This is a genomic window from Streptomyces kryoterrae (genome assembly GCF_054072135.1).
The window spans coordinates 3,005,925-3,023,797 of record NZ_CM133358.1; the positions used below are offsets into that span (position 1 = coordinate 3,005,925).

At 68.7% G+C, this 17,873-nt stretch carries 16 protein-coding genes; 7 read left to right on the top strand and 9 right to left on the bottom strand.

Features of this window, described 5'->3' with window-relative positions:
* Positions 1-14 precede the first annotated feature (14 nt).
* The 3 genes from ACW4TU_RS12590 to ACW4TU_RS12600 are packed head-to-tail and all read left to right on the top strand — an operon-like array spanning position 15 to position 3,503.
* Positions 15-1,430 carry an NAD(P)/FAD-dependent oxidoreductase gene (locus tag ACW4TU_RS12590; protein ID WP_457427602.1) on the top strand — a complete coding sequence of 472 codons (1,416 nt, stop codon included), beginning with the start codon at positions 15-17 and terminating at the stop codon, positions 1,428-1,430.
* On the top strand, positions 1,427-3,271 hold the full coding sequence (locus ACW4TU_RS12595) for a S9 family peptidase (RefSeq protein WP_457427604.1): 1,845 nt from the start codon (positions 1,427-1,429) through the stop codon (positions 3,269-3,271). The genes ACW4TU_RS12590 and ACW4TU_RS12595 overlap by 4 nt, the downstream gene beginning before the upstream one ends.
* 37 nt (positions 3,272-3,308) lie before the next feature.
* A complete protein-coding gene (locus tag ACW4TU_RS12600; protein ID WP_457427606.1) occupies positions 3,309-3,503 on the top strand; it encodes a hypothetical protein in 195 nt (64 codons plus the stop codon).
* A gap of 9 nt (positions 3,504-3,512) precedes the next feature.
* Here ACW4TU_RS12600 and ACW4TU_RS12605 read toward each other — a convergent pair whose 3' ends face one another.
* From ACW4TU_RS12605 to ACW4TU_RS12645, 9 genes are all read right to left on the bottom strand, one after another.
* Positions 3,513-4,499 (bottom strand): methyltransferase, encoded by a 987-nt coding sequence (locus ACW4TU_RS12605; RefSeq protein WP_457427608.1) that lies wholly within the window; start codon positions 4,497-4,499, stop codon positions 3,513-3,515.
* Between the two features lie 37 nt (positions 4,500-4,536).
* Positions 4,537-5,784: a cytochrome P450 family protein gene (locus tag ACW4TU_RS12610; RefSeq protein WP_457427610.1), complete on the bottom strand. Its 1,248-nt coding sequence runs from the start codon at positions 5,782-5,784 to the stop codon at positions 4,537-4,539.
* 113 nt (positions 5,785-5,897) lie between these two features.
* A complete protein-coding gene (locus ACW4TU_RS12615) occupies positions 5,898-7,187 on the bottom strand; it encodes an AAA family ATPase (RefSeq protein ID WP_457427612.1) in 1,290 nt (429 codons plus the stop codon).
* A gap of 251 nt (positions 7,188-7,438) precedes the next feature.
* Positions 7,439-8,083 (bottom strand): GAF domain-containing protein, encoded by a 645-nt coding sequence (locus tag ACW4TU_RS12620; RefSeq protein ID WP_457427614.1) that lies wholly within the window; start codon positions 8,081-8,083, stop codon positions 7,439-7,441.
* A gap of 10 nt (positions 8,084-8,093) precedes the next feature.
* On the bottom strand, positions 8,094-8,894 hold the full coding sequence (locus ACW4TU_RS12625; RefSeq protein ID WP_457430058.1) for a S8 family serine peptidase: 801 nt from the start codon (positions 8,892-8,894) through the stop codon (positions 8,094-8,096).
* Between the two features lie 44 nt (positions 8,895-8,938).
* Positions 8,939-11,860 (bottom strand): AAA family ATPase, encoded by a 2,922-nt coding sequence (locus tag ACW4TU_RS12630; protein ID WP_457427616.1) that lies wholly within the window; start codon positions 11,858-11,860, stop codon positions 8,939-8,941.
* 5 nt (positions 11,861-11,865) lie between these two features.
* Complete coding sequence (locus tag ACW4TU_RS12635) at positions 11,866-12,045, bottom strand: aroma-sacti cluster domain-containing protein (RefSeq protein ID WP_457427618.1); 180 nt, start codon at positions 12,043-12,045, stop codon at positions 11,866-11,868.
* Between the two features lie 5 nt (positions 12,046-12,050).
* Positions 12,051-12,356, bottom strand: a complete 306-nt coding sequence (locus ACW4TU_RS12640; protein WP_457427620.1) for a response regulator transcription factor — start codon at positions 12,354-12,356, stop codon at positions 12,051-12,053.
* Positions 12,357-12,369: 13 nt separating this feature from the next.
* The gene (locus ACW4TU_RS12645) at positions 12,370-13,368 is read right to left on the bottom strand and encodes an MvdC/MvdD family ATP grasp protein (protein WP_457427622.1); all 999 of its coding nucleotides are present in this window, start codon (positions 13,366-13,368) and stop codon (positions 12,370-12,372) included.
* A 192-nt stretch (positions 13,369-13,560) separates the two neighbouring features.
* Here ACW4TU_RS12645 and ACW4TU_RS12650 point away from each other — a divergent pair, with 192 nt between their 5' ends.
* The 4 genes from ACW4TU_RS12650 (at position 13,561) to ACW4TU_RS12665 (ending at position 17,851) form a co-directional block, all read left to right on the top strand.
* Positions 13,561-14,502: an ABC transporter ATP-binding protein gene (locus ACW4TU_RS12650; protein WP_457427624.1), complete on the top strand. Its 942-nt coding sequence runs from the start codon at positions 13,561-13,563 to the stop codon at positions 14,500-14,502.
* Between the two features lie 4 nt (positions 14,503-14,506).
* Positions 14,507-15,316 carry an ABC transporter permease gene (locus ACW4TU_RS12655; protein WP_457427626.1) on the top strand — a complete coding sequence of 270 codons (810 nt, stop codon included), beginning with the start codon at positions 14,507-14,509 and terminating at the stop codon, positions 15,314-15,316.
* Positions 15,317-15,389: 73 nt separating this feature from the next.
* The gene (locus ACW4TU_RS12660; protein WP_457427628.1) at positions 15,390-16,508 is read left to right on the top strand and encodes a YcaO-like family protein; all 1,119 of its coding nucleotides are present in this window, start codon (positions 15,390-15,392) and stop codon (positions 16,506-16,508) included.
* On the top strand, positions 16,508-17,851 hold the full coding sequence (locus ACW4TU_RS12665; protein WP_457427630.1) for a TfuA-like protein: 1,344 nt from the start codon (positions 16,508-16,510) through the stop codon (positions 17,849-17,851). The genes ACW4TU_RS12660 and ACW4TU_RS12665 overlap by 1 nt, the downstream gene beginning before the upstream one ends.
* The last annotated feature ends 22 nt before the right edge of the window (positions 17,852-17,873 follow it).

A 17,873-nucleotide genomic window follows, 5' to 3' on the forward strand; every position in this document is an offset into this window, starting at 1 on the left:
CCGGCAGAGCCGCGATGACCACAGCGATCGTCCTCGGTGGCGGGTTCGCGGGTGTGCTGGCCGCCAACGTGCTCGCGAGGCACACCGATGACGTCGTAGTCGTCGAGGGCGGCCGGTATCCGGTCGGCCCCGGTGTTCGGTCGGGGCTGCCCCAGGCCCACCACAACCACGTGCTCGTCACCGGCGGCGCTCGGGCGTTGGACGCGTTGCTTCCCGGGACCGTGGACGCGCTGCTCGCTCACGGTGCGCACCGTCGCGGCCTCCCTGGCGACGCGCTGATCCTGAGCGCCGACGGCTGGTTCCGCCGCCACGCGACGGACGCGTACCTCATCGCGTGCAGCAGATGGCTGACCGATCACGTCGTCCGGGAGCGCGCGCTGGCGCCGGACGTGGCCAGGGGCGCGGTATCAGTGCGGGAACGAACCAGGGTGCTGGGACTGGTCGGTGACGCGTCGCGAGTGACCGGAGCAGTGCTGGGGCTGGAGGACGGCCGCGAGCTCACGTTGCGGGCCGACATCGTGGTGGATGCGACCGGACGGCGCTCCCGCGCCGGACGTTGGCTGTCCGCGATCGGCGGCCCGCCCGTCGAGGAGGAGACAGTCGATTCGGGCCTCGTGTACTCCACCCGGGTCTATCGCGCGCCTGCGGGTCTCGCGGCCGAGATCCCGGCCGTCATGGTGCATCCGAGTCCTGACAACGGGCGGCCGGGCCATGGCGCGACACTGTTCCCGATCGAGGGGGACCGGTGGATCGTCACCCTCACCGGCACCCGCGGTTGCGAACCGCCGATCGACGAGCAGGGATTCACGGACTGCGCGTATGCGCTGCGGTCCCCTGTCATCGCCGAGCTCATGGCCGCGGCCAAGCCGGCGGGCGGCGTCCGTCCGTACGGCGGGACCAAGAACCGCAGGCGGTACTTCGAGCGACGCCCCCGACCTGACGGTCTCCTGGTCTTCGGCGACGCCTTGGTGGCGGTGAACCCGGTCCACTCCCACGGCATGTCGATCGCGGCCATGAGTGCCCTGAGACTGGACGGGGAACTGACACGGCTCGGCACCGACCCGTCGGTGTTCCCCGCCCTCCAGGCCGCCATGGCCGACGTGGCGGACAGATCGTGGCGGATGGCGATCGAACAGGACCGGGTTCACACCGGCCCGTCACCAGAGGCGTCCCCATTCGAGCAGCGGGTGCGGGCCAGGACGGCCAGGGCCGTGCTGAACAGCCCGGTACTGATGGCAGAACTGTTCAGAGCCCAGACGTTGATCCCCTCACAGGCCGCCGTGGACCCCTCATTTCTCCGGGAGCTGTCCCTGGATCCGGGCTTGCCCCTGAGCACCGACCAAGCGATCGCGCAGTACCCCGGGCTGTCCGAGTGGTGGCTTTCGGGACGCCCGGCCGCGCCGACCATCGTGGCGAGGAGAAGACCGTGACGACTGAAGACGTTCCACTGATTCCGCTCGCCGTCCTGTTCGGCAACCCGACATTTCTGCTCCCCGAGATTTCGCCGGACGGGACCCGGCTGTTCTTCCTGGCGCCGGACGAAGGTGTGACGAACGTCTGGGCGGCTCCGGTGGACCGGCCGGCCGCAGCCACGGCCGTGACCCGCGATCGCGGACGGGGCATCCGGACGTACGGGGTCTGCCACGACGACCGGACGCTCTTCTATCTCCGCGATGAGAACGGCGATGAGAGCTGGCGGCTTTACCTGGTCGATCTGGAGACCGGCGAGGAGCGCTGCGCCACGCCGTTCGACGGCGTCCAGACGAGGATTCTGGCGCACAACCGGTGGCATCCGACCACCGTCCTCGTCGGCTTGAACCTGGACCGACGGGACCTGCACGACGTCTACAGCCTCGATCTGGTGACCGGTGCGCTCGTCGAGGTCGCGAAGAACCCCGGGTACCTGTCGTGGATCATCGACACGGACCTGAACGTGCGGGGCGGGTCGGCGATGAAGCCCGACGGCGGCATGGCGATCTACGTGGATCCGCCCGAGCCGGAAATCGCGAAGCCGTGGCTGGACGTGCCGTACGAAGACGCCATGGGAACGCGCGTCATCGGGTTCACGCGCGACGGCGGCACGTTCCATCTGCTGTCTTCCATTGGCGCGAACGCCAGCCGGCTGTTCGCGGTCGATGTCGCGTCCGGCACGCAGACCCTGCTCGCCCAGGACCCCACCTATGACGTCAAGCAGGTGGAGATGGATCCGATGCGCCGCGTGCCGCAGGCGGTGGTGTTCGCGAAGGACCGTGACGAGTGGACGTTCCTCGACGACGAGTTCGCTGAGGACTTCGGGAGAATCCGCAGCGAACTCACCGTGCGGGCGATCGACGGCGAGGTGTACGTCGACCGCACCGACCGGTCCGACAAGCTGTGGACTGTCTCCGTGGTGACAGGAGCCGGACCGGTCCTCTATTACGTCTACTCGCGGACCGACGGCACCTTGCGCTATCTGTTCAGCCATCAGCCCGAGCTCGAGCGGTACCGGCTGGCCCGGATGGAACCGTTCGACTTCGCCGCGCGGGACGGTGTCCCGGTGCACGGCTACGTGACATGGCCGGCCGACGCGGATCGCAGGGACCTGCCGGCCGTGGTGAACGTGCACGGCGGTCCGTGGGCGCGCAATTCGTTCGCGTTCGACGAGGAGGCGCAGTTGCTCGCGAATCGCGGGTACGCGTGCGTCCAGGTCAACTTCCGGGGGTCGACGGGATACGGCAAGCATTTCCGCAACATCGGCGCCAAACAGTGGGCCGCCGCCATGCATACCGACCTGCTCGACGCCGTCAAGCATCTCGTCGCGTCGGGAGGCATCGACGCGTCCCGAGTCGCGATCATGGGCTGCTCGTACGGCGGGTACGCGGCTCTGGTCGGGGCGGCCTTCACCCCGGACGTCTTCAGGTGTGCCATCGACCTGTGCGGTCCGTCGAACCTGCTGACGTTGCTCGCGGCCGGAGCGCCGTACCGGACCCCGCTCCAGGCGTTCATGTACGCGAACGTGGGGGACCCGGAGACCGAGCACGACATGTTGTGGGAGCGGTCGCCGCTGTCACGTGTCCACGACATCTCGATCCCGGTCCTGGTGGCCCAGGGCGCCAACGACGTTCGGGTGACGCAACAGGAGGCCGAGCAGATCGTCGTGGCGCTGAAGGACAAGGGCCTCCCGCACGAGTACCTCCTGTTCCCGGACGAGGGACACGGCCTCGCCAGACCGCAGAACCGCGAGGCGTACTACGCGGCGGTCGAGCGGTTCCTGGCCGAACACCTCTCATAGCTGCGGACTCACAGAATCCACGGAAGGACCGACGACCATGGCTGAGTTCGACAGACGCGAGTGGGGCAGCAAGCGAGGCGGCGGAGACGCCGTGTACGGGCTGGGGTTCATCGGGGCACTGGTGTACTACTGCGGACAGGCGCACAGTTTCTGGCCGGTGATCACCGGCATCGGAAAGTCGCTGGTATGGCCAGCATTCCTCGTATACCAGGTGCTGAACCACCTCCACTGACCGACGGGTTCAGACCGGCTTCGCGACCAGTACCCGGATCGCCGTACCCGCGAGCCGTGGTGTGACTTCGACCAGCTCGAACCCGGCGGCCGCGAGCAGAGTGCGGAAATCTCCCCTGCTCCGCTCGCGTCCGCCGGTGTAGACGAGCATGGCGATGTCGCTCAGGACGACGCCGATCGCCTCGGGCGCCGCGAGCTGATCCGGTAGCACCGGTTCCACAACCAGCAGCCGACCGTCCGCCGCGATCGACGCGCGGCAGTTGCGCAACAACTCGACGCACCGTTCGTCGTCCCAATCGTGCAGGATGCCCTTCAGCACCATCACATCCCCTTCGGGCACTGATGCGAAGAAGTCGCCGATGACAGCCGAGCAGCGATCGGCCGACCCGGCACCCCGGAACGTCTCGCCGGCCCTCGCCAAGCCCTCGGCGCTGTCGAACAGGATCCCGCGCGCGTCCGGCGCGGTGGCCAGCACCGCCGCCAGCAGCGTGCCGTTCCCGCCGCCGACGTCGACCACGGTGCGCGCACCGGTGAAGTCGTGCGCCAGCGCAACCTCAGGGGCGATCGGGGCAGTGCCCTCACGCATCGCGGTGTTGAAGACTTCTGACAGGTCAGGATGATCGCCGAGGTAGTCGAACAAGGGCCGGCCGTTCGCGGCGTCGAACGCGGCCTTGCCACTGAGCACGCCGTGCGTCAACGCCCCCCACGCCTGCCAGACGGCTGGATCGCCGTACAAGAGCACGCTGGAGCGTATCGACCGCGGATGGTCCGCGCACAGCGGCCGTCCCAGATCTGCCAGGGCCACCTGCCCCGGTGGCACCTCCCGGAGCACTCCCAGCACGATGAGGGCCCGCACGAGCCGGGTCAGCCCGTCGGGATTGCATTCCACCCGGTCCGCCAGCTTCTCCGTCGGCATCGGGCCGACGGCGAGCGCGTCCGGAATCCCGAGCCGCACGGCCGCGTGGACGATCTGCGCCGACACGTACCCGAACGTCATCCGGGAGAGGGTCGCGAAGTCCCGAGCCTCCGACATATCAGTGTCCTCCTACCAGCACCGGCAGCCGGCGCACTCCGTGCAGGAACAGGTCCGGCGTCCACTCCAGCTCGTCGGGCTCGACGGCCAGGGCCAGACCGGGAAAACGGCGCACCAGCGCGCCGACGGCGGCTCGCGCCTGAATCCGGGCCAGCGCCGCACCGAGGCAAAAATGGATGCCGTGCCCGAAGCCCAGGTGCCGGTTGGGATCGCGGCCTATGTCGAACACGTCCGGATCGCGGAACGCCTCCGGATCACGATTGGCGGCCAGCAGGACGGGCACCACGGTGTCACCGCGCGGAATCACGACCCCCCCGATCTCGACGTCGGCCACTGCATAGGACGGCCGCGAATGCCCGACCGGCCCGTTGAACCGGATCGCCTCCTCGATGGCGGAGCCGATCAGCTCCGGCCGCTCGCGCAGCAGGGCGAACTCGGCGGGATGGCGCAACAGCTCCAGCGTCGCGTTGCCCACCAGATTGACCGTCGTCTCATCCCCCGCCAGCAGCAACTGAAAGACGCTGGAGACCAGCTCGGCATGGCTGATCGCGTCGCCGGCCTCCGCCTGGACAAGCTGCGTCAGCAGATCCTCACCCGGCCGGCTCCGCCGCTCGTCGATCTTGTCCTCGATGTACGCGATGAACTCCAGACCGGCCCGCCGCACTCGAACCGGATCCCGGTTCCTGAGCATCTCATCGCTCCACCACCGCAGCCGGGCCACGTCGTCCAGCGGAAATCCGACCAGCTCGGCGGCGACGAAGACCGGCAGCGGCAGCGCGAGCGCCTCGATCACGTCGATCGCCCCGGTGCCCGGGGAGAGCGAGCCCGAGTCTGACACCGCCTCCGCGATCCCCTCGACGAGCTGGTCGACGACCTGCTGAACGCGCCCGGCGATCGCCGAGACGGTCCGCGGCCCGAACGCGGGTGCGATCAACTGCCGCAGTCGAGTGTGGTCGGGCGGATCGAGGTTGAACACGTTTCGCCGCACCATGGCCAGCGGATCGAAAGCCCAGCGCCGATGACCGGCGGCCATCTCGTCCGGAAGCCTGTCGAGCTGGCGCCCGACAGCGGGATCGCGCAACACCCGCCGCACATCCTCATACCGCGTCAGGTACCAGGCCGCGAGGCCGCTCACCGGATTCACGTGACGATGGACCGGTGCCACTTCGCGCATCCGCCGAAAGAGCGGGTACGGATCGCGGCGATGCTCCGAAGACGTCGGGTCGAAGGAATGGTCGAGCCTGGTCATGCCGGTCACTGTGCCTCCGCGTCGGTATCGGTATCGGTATCGGTATCGGTGAGAGCCTGCGCTACCGGGGATCGGACACAGGCTCTGAACTTGTTCAGCATCGGTGGACACGCTCAGCGCGCCAGAACGGCCCGCAGCAGATTCGGGACGTGCAACGTCATCACCGGCTCCCCGTAGGCCGCTCGGACCAGCCCGCACCCGATGAACACGCCCAGATCGTCCACCACCTCGGTCAAGGGCCGACGCAACAGCCCAGCCACTTCTGTGACCGTCCACGACCGCTCGAACGCCGCCAACTCCCGCAGGATCGAGCGATGCCGGTCGTCCAGAAGGTCGACTACCGACCCGACCAGCCCGCCTATCGTCCCGGCCCCGCCTCCGGACGCGGTCGGCCCACCCGACCTCGTCGGCGTGGTCAGATCGAGAAGATCCACCGTCGGCACCTCCGCGAGCTGACGCAGACTCAGCACACTGAACAGGCCGGCCACCGCCTCCAGGGCGAGCGGCAGGCCGTCCAGCCTCCGGCACACCTCGACCACCGCGCCGGCATCGTCCTGACCGAGGGCGAACTCGGGCCGTACCTCCGACAACCTCTCCACGAGCAACTGCACCGAAGGCACACCGGCCAGCGAATCCACCACCGGTACCGCATCCCACTCCGGCCCCGGCGTGGCCATCGGCGAGACCACGGTCCCCTGGACACCGGCGACATGCCATGAGACACGCGAAGTACTGATCACCCGAACACCGGGGCAATAGGCCAGCAACTCCTCCACGCCCAGCGGAGTCCTGCCGTCGGCGACCCCGTCGAGCACCACTAGCACCTCGTGCCGGCCGACCAGCCGCTGGACCTGGGAGACGTCCCGCGTCCCGGACTCGATCAACACCCGCAGCGACCGCAGCAACGGCCCGAAAGCCGCGCCGTGCCGGTCGAAGGCCGGCTCCTCCGTCCCGACCCACACCACGGGCCACCCTCGACGCGCACTCATCCGAGCGGCTGTTTCCGCCGCCACCCGGGACTTGCCCACCCCGGGGAGACCCGAGAGGGCGATCATCCGCCGGCTGCCGGAGGCCAGCGCGTCGACCAGCACGCGCACTTCGGCATCGCGCCCGACAAAGGCGTTGACGGGCTTGCGCACCATCGTCCCGAGATCGGCGCCAGGCGGCCCCGCCAACCGCCCGCCGACGCCCGCATCGATGAACAGGTCGTGTGGTAGCCCCTGCAACCGCAACGCATCCGCGAGCAGACGGACGGTTTGCGTCCGGGCGTTGGCCCGCCCCGCCTCCAGATCCCGAATCGTCCGAGGACTGATCGTCGAGAGCCCGGCGAGCGCCCGTTGGGTGAGCCCGGCCCGGAGGCGGTGGAACCGGAGCAGGTCGGGGAACGGGCGATCCGATAGCACGGCTTCGTCTGTCACATCGCAGGACAGTATGCGGGGACCGTTCCGTTCGCGTGCCGTCGGCGTCTGCGGAGCGTCCCCGCTCCGTCTCCAGATCGCCTCCACTCCTTCTCCGCATCATCGCTCCTCTGTCACGCCGCGGCATCCGCTCCGCAGCGCCAACCCGCGTCTGCCCGGCCAAGGTCTGGGGCCGCCCGAGCCGCACCTGGCCACGACGCCGGAGTACGGGCCGGACGCTGGCTGATAGCCGCCGGTCAGCTCGGCGTAGCGGTGAGCGGGGTGCGCCGTTCCAGCAGGTCCAGCGAGACGCTCAGCAGCGCGAGGGCCAGCGGGTCGGACGAGTCCACGACGACGTGCTCCGACAGCCGGGCCAGCAGTTCGCCCATGTGCGGCACCGCACAGGCGCCTTGTTCGCTGCGTCTCAGCAGGGCCAGGCTCAGCGCGGCCTGCGTCGCGAGCAGGCCGAGCAGTTCGGTGTCGTCGAGTTCGCGGCTCGGGTCGTTCTCCGCGTTGGTGTGACGGTCCAGCACCGAGAGCACACCGATGCTCTCCCCGTCCGCGATGAGCGGGGCGGCCATGATGCTCGACGGGATGTAGCCGGTGGAGGCGGCGGCTTCGCGGGCGAACTGGTCGGACTCGGCCACGTTGTCCGCGATAAGGGGCTGTCCGCTGGCCACGGCCAAGCCGGCGATGCCGGTACCCGGCGCGAAGCGCTTCCCGACCAGGCCCTCCTCGCCTTTGCCGGCGACCGCCGCGAAGACCAGTTCGCCGGTGGCCGGGCTCACCGTGAAGACCGAGGACGCGGCGGCCCCGTACACATACCGGGCGACCGCGACGACAGACTGAAGGAGCTGACGTTCTGTGGTCCCGCCGATCGGGATGTTCTGCAACGACTCCATCTCCAACTCCCTAGGCCGAAACGTTGGCTGCGCAGTGGTAAAGGACGCTCTTGAGCTGGAAGGGTGTAAGCCACGGATGCTTGCTCAAGACGAGGGCCGCGATCCCCGCGATGTGCGGTGCCGCGAAGCTATTGCCGGTGTTGTGGGTCGTCCCGCCGCCGAGGCTCGCCACCGGGACGCGCACGCCGCGGGCGCGGAACTCGACCGGTGGGGACGCGTTGTAGTAGAAGCGCATTGGGTCCGGCTCGGCGTGGCTGGCCACCGAGATCACGGACGCGAAGTTCCACGGAAAACTCTCGATCGGCAGGTTGTGCGCCGCCGCCACCACCGTCGTCCGGCGGAAGTACGCGCGGTCGCACAGCTCGGCGAGGCGGCTGCGGAACTCGAGTCTGGACGTGGACAGGCTCATGCTGATGATGTCGAAGCCTTCCTCGATGGCGAAGGCGAGTCCTGAGATCAGTGCGGCGGCGCTTCCGGACTTCCCGTCTCCGAGGACCTTGAGCGAGCTGAGGGAGACCTTCGGGGCGAGGCCGCGGATGATCCCCGCGCACGCCGTGCCGTGCCCTGCGGTGTCGCGCGGCTCGCACGTCTGGACGCGCGGCACCCGGCCCTCGGCCGTCACCACTTCCCACGCCTGGTCGATCGTCCCGACCAGCGGGTGAGTCGCGTCGACACCGCTGTCGAGCACGCAGACGCGGACGCCCGCGCCGTCGGCGCCCTGCCACGACCAGTCGGAGTCGAGCCCGTTGAACAGGGTCGCGGGCAGCGGGTCGTCCCCGCTCCCGTCGGCTGACCTGCTCCACGCCGGCATGCCGGACGAGTGCGCCGGCCGTTCGCGCCGCCATGGCACACCGATCACATCCATGCACGCACCTGCCCGAGGGGTTTCGTCGCCCCGACAGCGAGGTAGCTGTCGATGGCTGCTGCGGCCGACACGCGGGCTTCGGACATGTCGCCCAGGTGCCGGTGGGCTTGGGCGAGGTCGAAGGAGATCTCGCCGCGCAGACAGGGATCATCCGTGTCCTGAAGCAGGTGCGGCAGGTCGTCGAGCGCGGAGTCGCGGCGGCCGCTCTCGGCGGCGAGCCTGGCCTGGGCGGCCATGCACAGCAGCCGTCCACGGAAGTCCATCTCGTCGTGCCGTTCGAGGAGGGCCGCGATCTCCTCGGCCGCTCCGGCCCCCGAGGGCAGCCGGGAGCGTTCGCGGGCGGCTTGGACCCGCATGGTCAAGGCGATCGGCGTATGGCCGGCCTTCTCCAGCGCGTCGGCCGCGGCGCGGTAGTGCCACTCCGCTTCGCCGTGCTCGCCTTCCAGCGAGCTGGCGAGGCCGGCCACTTGATCCACCAGGACCCGTCCGATCGTCACCCGCAGTTGCTCGACCACTGACTCGGCTTCTGCCAACGCCGTCCGCGCGCCGACCCGGTCGCCCATCAGCGCCAGGCACCGGGCCCTGGCGGCCAGCGCGGGCAGGAGCAGGAACCGGTCGGCCGCGAAGCGTTCCAGGAGTTCCGCGCAGCCCGCCAGCTGCTCCTCGACCGGTGTCGGCGACCACTGCCGGACTTCGCAGAGCGCCACGAGGAGCCGGTCCTCTTCGTACGGGTCCCCGATGGCCCGGGAATGCTCCAGCGCGGCGATGGCCGCCTGCTCGGCCGCCCCGAAGCGGCCCTCACCGAGATGGATCAACATCCGAAGCTGCTCGAAGCGGCACCAGGCGAACCGGTCGGACCGGTCGGTTACCAGGTCGGCGAGCAGCTTCTCGACGTCCACGTCCGCGACCTTGCCGAGGCGGGCTTGCAGCAGGTGCTGTTGGACCAGGCAGGGCAGTTGGTCCTGTCGCCGTGCCACCTCCAACGCGCGCGGGGTGTCACCGGAGAACATGAGTGCGTCGCTGAGACGGATCGAGGCGACCGAGCGCCACGGGTCCGACGTGCCGGGCGTCAGATCGAGGGCGCGGGAGAGGAGTTCGATCGCGGCCGGCATATCGCGCTGGCGGAGGGACGTGGTGCCCTCCTGGAGGAGGGCTTCGGCGGCGTGCCGCGCGAGCCGGGGGAGTTCTGCGTCGTTCGGGCGGAGGTCGGCCATGAAACGCATAGCCGCTTCGAAGTGGAACGCGGGGCTGAAGTCGCACTCGGCCAGACGCCGGTGCCAGGCGAGACGTCGCTCCTTCTCCAGGCGTCCGTAGGCCACCTCGTGGACGGGCTGCTGGACGAATCGGAAGCCGCCGTTCTCGTCGGTCGGCCGGAAGAGCCGCTGCTCCAGGAGCACCTCCATGATCGCCGGCGAGGCCGTTTCGCCGAGAAGGGCCACCTGGTCCAGCGTGAATGCCGGACCGACGACCGATGCCGCGCCGAGCAGGCGCCGAGCGGGCTCCGGCAGCCGATCGATCATCGCGCCGACCATGGCGGTGATGGTAGGCGGCATGTCCTCAAGGGCCCGGCCGGCCGTCGCCCACTCGACCATCAGCCGGATGAACAAGGGATTGCCCGCACTGGAGATCGCGACCCGTTCGGCCAGGTCGAGGCTGTGGGGGACGACGTCGGCGGCGAGTTCGTCGGCAGCCAGCAGTGCCGCCAACTGGACGCTGTCGCCCGGGGCCAGCGCGCCGACGTCGATGACCTCGCCGTCCCGCGGACCGCGCATCCAAGGCGCGTCCAGCTCGGCGAGTTCCGGTCTGCCCACGCAGACCATGAGGAGCGGAAGGTCCGTCAGGCTCTCCGCCAGTTCGAAGATGAGCCGCAGCAACGAGCCGCTGGCCCATTCGAGGCTGTCCCAGACCACGACGAGCGGTCGCACGGCCGCGGCCGCGAGCAACTCCCGCGTCGCCCAGAACACCTCTTCCACGACTGGTCCCGGATTCGCGCCGGCGCGGCGGGACCGCGCCGAGTCGGACAGACCGCTGACGACCGCGGCGACCCGGCTGTCGGCGCGGAACAGCTCCGCGCCCGCCGCCTGGCGAGTCAGGGCCTCCAGCACCTCGACGAGTGCCGCGTCGTTTCCGTTCAACCCGTACGACGGGCAGTTGCCGAACACGGCAACGGGCTCCGCTCCGGCGGTGACGAGCTCGTCCGCCACCGCCCTGACGAGCCGCGTCTTGCCGATGCCCGGCGGCCCGAGCACGGTCACCACCTCCGGCCGTCGATCGCGGGCCACCCGGTGGAATGCCTCGCGCAGCCGGTGGCGTTCGGCGCTGCGGTCCACCATGCGTGACCGGTCGTCCGCCGCGAATCCGGCCGTGGCCTGGCCGGTCACCACCAGGGCGGGTACGGGTTCCGCTTTGCCCTTCAACGTCAGCGGCGGTATCGGGACCATGGCGAAGTGCTGCCGGGCGAGGTGCGCCACGACCTCGTTGACCACGATCTCCCCGGCCACCGCCGCCGACTGCAGGCGCGCGGCCAGGTTGACCACGTCGCCCACCACCCGGATGCCGGCCACTGCCGAACGCGTCACCAGCGCCACACCCGCGGCGATCCCGCAATGGATCTCCACCTGCGGAGCGTCGATGTCCGGCGTCCGCAGCTCTCCTACCTCAGCCCGGATCCGGGTGGCCGCGCGGAGCGCCCGCGGCGCGTCGTCCTCCTGAGACGTGTCGGCGCCGAAGACCGCCATGATCGCGTCTCCGATGAACTTCTCCACGACCCCACCGTGCTCCTCGACCGCGGTCGAGCAGATCTCGTAGTAGTTCTCGAGAAGCTGCTGAAGCGGCTCCGGATCGACGCTTTCCGACAGCCGGGTCCAGCCGACGAGGTCGAGGAAGAGGACGACCACAAGCCTGCGGCTCATACTCCCTACAGCAGCTTCAAGTCGTGGGCCATGACCTCTGCGTCGGCCTCGGCCAGGCGGCTCTGGACGGACACCAGGACGGCTGCCTCGTCCTCGGTCAGCGAGGCGAGCACGCTCTGCTGGGCCGAGCTCAACTGGTCGACCGGGAGCCCCGCTTCGCGCAGGCTGATCAATGGATCGAACATGTCACTCACCTCACCGATAGAGTGCGGACGCCGGTCGGTCGCGCGGAGTTCTCCGTCGTCCCGGTCTCGTAGGGGTTGTACGGGGGCGGCCATGTGCCGATCGGCAGGAGCCGGTGGGCGTAGCAGTAGGCCACCAGTTCTGCCCGGTTCCTACAGTTGAACCGTTCGAGAAGGATGCTGATCTCCTCGCCGACGGTGTGCCGGCTCAGGCACAGTTCTCGGGCGGCGCGCGCCGTCGTGTGGCCTCTCGCCAACATGGCCACGAGGAGTATGTCCCGGGCGGAGATCGTGTCACCGCGGGTTGCGGTCATCAGGTCGGGCTCCTTAGGACGAATGTCGGACGAACAACTCACGCAACATGACCGCGGCCATGAACGAAACTCCGTGCCAGCGCGCCTTGCTTTCGAACCAGAGCCAGTCGCCGTCCGGATTGGCCTCCAGGAACACCGGTTCCCCGGTGTCGGAGACGAGCAGGTCGAACGCCCCGAAGCGCAGCTTCCACTCGGCGCACAGAGTTCGCACGATGTCCGCCGGTGCGGGCGGACAATCGACGCGCGTCACGGTGACGCTGTCGGGATCCGTCCACGTGCTCGCCGGGTCGGGCTTGCGGACCTCGAAGGCGCAGATCCCGCCGTCGAGGTGGTAGACGCGGAGTTCACGGGCGTGGGGCACGTACTCCTGAACGACGACCGGACTCCCACCGGACGCCCGGTCGCGCGTCGCGGGGTGCTGTGATGTGCCGTCGGACGTCATGGCGTCCCGGTCGACAACCGACGGGAGGCATGACGGCCAGTTCCGCCGGTCGGGCTCGAACAGCCGGAAGTCCGGTGTCTTGACGATCACTCGCGGCGTCTTCATGGCGCGCACGCCTTCCGCCACGTCGTTGGTGACGATGGTGCGCGGCGTCTTGACGCCGAGCCTCGCGGCCTCCGGCAACTGGCGTAGTCCGACGAGTGTGTTTCCGGGCAGGGACACGGTCGCGGCCGACGCCACCTGCTGGAGGAATCCGGACCACGAGTCCGCCTCCAGCGGCCGCACCGAGCCGGCCGGCCAAGCGTGGGCCACCAGTGCGGCGGCCGATGAGTGGCGCACCCAGACCACGGCCGGTCTGACCCGGCGGCCGCCGACATCCAGAAGGCCGGTCTCAAAGTCGAACGCCATGGGCGTCGACCCGAGGTCGGCTGGGCCGATGAGCAGCGTCGGCGTGTCCAGGGCACTCGTCAACAAGTCGTCCACGATCTCCAATTCGCGACCGCCGACACAATTCACGAGCACCACGACGGGGCTGCCATCATGGTATTCAGCGATTCTCGAACGACCCATGTTCCGAATGCTAGTCAACGAGATCAGGAATGGGGCGGCAGTTCTGCGGCAGAACTGCGGCAGCTTTCCGACCGGAATTTCCTCCGCTGTCCGACAGGCGTAAGGTCAAATCGGGGCTCGATCAATGATCCTCAAAGATTTCGACGACGCCCTTTTCTCGCTTTATTCATGGAATTCCGGAGGGAAGAAATCGTGGAGAGTGATGTGGTGACGGCGCAGGAGGTGGTCAAGCGCTATCGCGGCAAGGAGAAACCGGCAGTGGACGGAGTCTCGTTCGGCATCGCGAAAGGCGAGACCATCGGGCTGCTGGGACCCAACGGTGCCGGGAAGACAACCCTGATGAAGATGATCTGCGGTGTCACGCCGCCCACCACCGGCCAGATCCGGGTGTTCGGCGCGGACCCGGTCCGCGACCCGGTCGCCGCGAAGAGCAGCATCGGCGCGATGCACCAGTCGGCGCCTTACGACGAGATGCTGTCGGGCTTCGACAACCTGCGGATAGCCTCCAAATTCATGGGCCTGCCCTGGCGCACCACGAAGCCGTGGGCGTTGGAGGTGGCCGAGTACCTCGGCTTGAAGGACAACCTCGGCCAACTCGTCTTCCAGCTTTCCGGCGGGCAGCGGCAGCGGCTGCAGCTCGTGCGGGCCCTGCTCACCATCCCCAGGCTGCTGATCCTCGACGAGCCCTCCGCGGGACTGGACGTGGCCGGCCGGCACGAGATCGAGCTGTTCGTACGGTGGCTGCGCAGCGAGTACGGCATGACCGTGATCTGGACCAGCCACATCATCGAGGAGATCGAGCGAAACGCCCAGCGCGTCCTGGTCATCAACAAGGGCAAGGTCGTCCGCTTCGCCCAGCCCACCGAACTCGCCCGGGAGTTCGGCGGCGTGCACCTGCGGGTGACCGTCGACGACGCGGTGGCATCCAAGGTCGTCAAGGAGTGGGCCGAGGCGGCGGGACTGACGGCCACGGCCGAGGACACCGAGGTCCGCATCGAGGACGCTCAGGTCCGCGACGTGCTTCCAGGGCTGTCGCGGTACTGCCAGGACGCGGGTGTCGCGATATCAGGGTTCTCCACCGTCACCGACTCGCTGGAGCAGGTATTCCTGGCGATGACCGAGAACAAGGACTGACACCGTGGCCGAGTTGGCATTCAGGAACTCTCCCCCGGTCGCGAAAAAGAACGCGGCCGACCTCTCCGCAGTGTTCTACCGCGAATACGCGCTGCTTGCCCGCAACCGCGTCAACCTCATCCTCGGCCTGACGCCGATGCTCGTATACCTACTGCTGGTGAACACCTCGCTCGGCAACGTCGTCGGCGACATCTCCTATCGGGGCACCGAGCTGCAGTTCTCGGTCTTCCTGCTGCCGATGGTGCTCGCGATGTCGGTGGTCAGCGCGTCGGGGACGACCGGCATGGCTCTGTTCCAGGAGGAGATGAGCGGCGTCTCGACCCAGTTGTGGTCATGGCCGCTCCGCAGATCCCGCTTCCTGGCCGGCAAGCTACTGGCCGGCGTGTCCCTGGTACTGGCGCAGAGCCTGCTCGCCCTGGCCGTCGCCGCGATCATCTTCAAGTACCCGTTCCAGGCCGCGCACTGGATCTGGATGCTGGTGGCGCTCGTACTGGCCTCGGCGGCGTTCAACGGGATGTATCTGGCCGCCGCGGTCCTCATCAGGGACTTCCGCACGTTCATGGTTCTCACCAGCGTATCGGTGCCCGTACTCGTGTTCGCCGCCCCGTCACTGTCCACTTCGCAGCAGCTTCCCACCATTCTGCGCTGGATCTCCTACGGCAACCCGGTGACCTACGCGGTCGAGGGCATGCGCGACGCCGCGATCTTCGGCATCGGCACGGCATGGCCGACGTTCATCGTGCTCTTCGTCGTCGCGATCGTCGCCAACGGCATCGCCGGCCGTGCGCTACTGCGGCGGACCCGGAACCTCTGACTCCCAGGAGTTCTTCACTGTGCGGATCGACCATTCACACCTGTCCTGGATCGCGTCGCCCCAGGATCAGTCCATGCTCCGATTGCCGGGGACCCGTCGAGCTCGGCTCCCGGCGGCCACCTGGGAGATGGCGACCCGGGCTGCCGGGAAAGTCGGGGTCAGCCGGGTCGCGGACATCACGCGGCTCGACACCATCGGCATCCCGACGTTCCAAGCCGTCAGGCCACTGTCCCGGACGCTCGCCGTCTCACAGGGAAAGGGTGTGACGCCCGAGTTGGCCAGGCTGTCCGCGGTGATGGAGTCGGTCGAGATGTGGCACGTCGAGCAGCCGATGAAGGCGGTGGCGACCGCTGGCGCCCGTGATGTCGGCCGCGAGTTGGGCTATGACGTCTTCGCACTGGCGCAGTGTGTTCCCTCCGTACTGCACGACGGGCTGCCGCTCGAATGGGTGGCGGCCCGGTCGCTGGCCGACGGCGCGGAGACTCTTGTGCCCGTGAACACGGTGCGGCTGACGCTGGAACAGAAGCAGGGCTGGAACCCGCCGGCGTTCTTCGAGTCGACCAACGGCCTGGCCAGCGGCAACACGATCGTCGAAGCGGTGCTGCACGCGCTGTACGAGATCATCGAGCGGGACGCGATGACGGCGGGAGTGGCCGACAACCACTCCATGGGCGTGCGCGTGGATCCGCGATCACTGGGGTCAGCGGTGGCCGACGAGCTGTGCACGTTGATCGAGCGGGCCGACGTCACGCTAGAGGTCCGCCTGGTGCCATCGCCGACCGGCCTCCCGTGCTTCCTGTCCTGGGTCGCCTGCCATGACTACCCGGCGGCCATGTTCGGGTTCGGCTGTCACCTCAATCCGGAGATCGCGATGACGCGGGCGATCACCGAGGCCGCGCAGACAAGGCTCAGCTACATAGCAGGGGCACGCGACGACCTCCAGGACGACTTCGTCATCGTGGACACCGGCGGTCGAACCGCTGCGTCCGGCGCGGCGGCCGACCTCGGAGAGCTGCTCACGGAGCCCGTCGACCACGAGAGCCTGCTCGATGACCTGGACTACGTGGTCACGCGGGCGACGGCGGCGTTCTCCCACGCGCCGCTCATGGTCGACCTGACACAGGAGGAGATCGGAGTGCCGGTCGTCAAGGTTGTGGCACCGGGGAGTCGCGTGTGTTCGGAGGTGTTGTGATGCGTGCGCCGAAGGTGGTCGTCTACGCCGGGCCGACGATCTCTCCCGACGAGGTCCGCTTCGTGCTCCCTCACGCGGTGGTACGGGCACCTGCCGCCCGGGGGGATCTGCTGGCGGAGGACTGGCGCCGGGGCGATGTGGCCGTGGTGATCGACGGGTACTTCCGCGAGCGGCGGTCCGTCGGTCACAAGGAGATCCTGCGCGTTCTCAGCGAAGGCGCCGACGTCGTCGGCACCGCGAGCATGGGTGCGCTGCGTGCCATGGAGCTGGCTCCGTGCGGGATGCGGGGCGCGGGCACCGTCTATGGCATGTACGTCTCGGGTGAGATCGACGGTGACGACGAGGTCGGCGTGCTGCACGGGCCGGCCGACAAGGGATATCCGCCTTTGACCGTCGCGCTCGTCAACCTGCGCTACGGCTGCGCTCAGGGTGCTGAGACGGAGTTGGTCCCGTTCGACGCCGGACAGCGGATCCTGGCGGCGGCGAAGGCGTTGCCTTTCACGTTCCGCACGTGGTCCGACATCGGCCGGACGTTGAGCGAGGGGGATCGGGAGGCCCTGGAGACGCTGGAGGAGATGACCTTGTCGGGCGTCTGGGACCTCAAGCGGCTGGACGCCACAGCGACGCTGTGCGCGATTGCGAACGGCGAGGCCGTGAAGAGCGGCTCTGTCCCGTCCCGAGTACCTCTCATCGGGATCAGTCACACGCAGTCGCTGACCCGGCAGTCCCGGCGGGAGTACGCGCCGGGCCGGTGGATGTCCGACCTCGACGTCCTCGACGCGGCACGGTTGTTCGACGCCGGGTATCCCGAGCGGCACGAGTACGTTCTGACCGCCCTGCTGGACGAACTGGCCCGCACCGACGGCATGACGGTCGACGCGTATGTACACGCGAGGCTTGGAGTCGATGGCGGGTCCGCGCTGCCGGACAACCTCGCGCGGTGGCTCACCGAGCGGGAGCTGAACAGTCTCGCCGTAGCGGAGCAGACGCGGCTCGTCATGGCCAGGGTATGGCCGGTCTGGCAGTCGTTCGACTGGCGGCCGACGGTCCTGACGAGCCTCCGGGAGTCGGAACACTGGGGAGAGTGGTCCGACCTCGTCGTCCGCGCCGACGAGGTCGCGGAGGAGAGGCGGTATCAGTTGGTGGTTCCCCCGCCGACGATCTGCGCGAAGCTCTTTCTACGGCACTGGCAGCAGCGCGGCTCATCGCCGGAGGTCGAGATGGCTCGACGGGGTTTCTCCAGCCTGGAGGAGCTCGGGAGTGCCGTCAGGCGGTTCTTCGCTTTCGACGTTGGGCGCAGATCTCATAAAGGTTCCGTTGGCCAGGCCGCGGGCAGGACCTGATGGTGGTAAGGGGCTTGCGGTT

Bases quoted from the DNA above. Each gene is read 5' to 3' on its own strand.
- ACW4TU_RS12590 (WP_457427602.1), top strand. From the start codon at position 15: ATGACCACAGCGATCGTCCTCGGTGGCGGGTTCGCGGGTGTGCTGGCC.
- ACW4TU_RS12600 (WP_457427606.1), top strand. From the start codon at position 3,309: ATGGCTGAGTTCGACAGACGCGAGTGGGGCAGCAAGCGAGGCGGCGGA.
- ACW4TU_RS12605 (WP_457427608.1), bottom strand. From the start codon at position 4,499: ATGACGTTCGGGTACGTGTCGGCGCAGATCGTCCACGCGGCCGTGCGG.
- ACW4TU_RS12610 (WP_457427610.1), bottom strand. From the start codon at position 5,784: ATGACCAGGCTCGACCATTCCTTCGACCCGACGTCTTCGGAGCATCGC.
- ACW4TU_RS12620 (WP_457427614.1), bottom strand. From the start codon at position 8,083: ATGGAGTCGTTGCAGAACATCCCGATCGGCGGGACCACAGAACGTCAG.
- ACW4TU_RS12625 (WP_457430058.1), bottom strand. From the start codon at position 8,894: ATGCCGGCGTGGAGCAGGTCAGCCGACGGGAGCGGGGACGACCCGCTG.
- ACW4TU_RS12630 (WP_457427616.1), bottom strand. From the start codon at position 11,860: ATGAGCCGCAGGCTTGTGGTCGTCCTCTTCCTCGACCTCGTCGGCTGG.
- ACW4TU_RS12635 (WP_457427618.1), bottom strand. From the start codon at position 12,045: ATGTTCGATCCATTGATCAGCCTGCGCGAAGCGGGGCTCCCGGTCGAC.
- ACW4TU_RS12640 (WP_457427620.1), bottom strand. From the start codon at position 12,356: ATGACCGCAACCCGCGGTGACACGATCTCCGCCCGGGACATACTCCTC.
- ACW4TU_RS12645 (WP_457427622.1), bottom strand. From the start codon at position 13,368: ATGGGTCGTTCGAGAATCGCTGAATACCATGATGGCAGCCCCGTCGTG.
- ACW4TU_RS12660 (WP_457427628.1), top strand. From the start codon at position 15,390: ATGCTCCGATTGCCGGGGACCCGTCGAGCTCGGCTCCCGGCGGCCACC.
- ACW4TU_RS12665 (WP_457427630.1), top strand. From the start codon at position 16,508: ATGCGTGCGCCGAAGGTGGTCGTCTACGCCGGGCCGACGATCTCTCCC.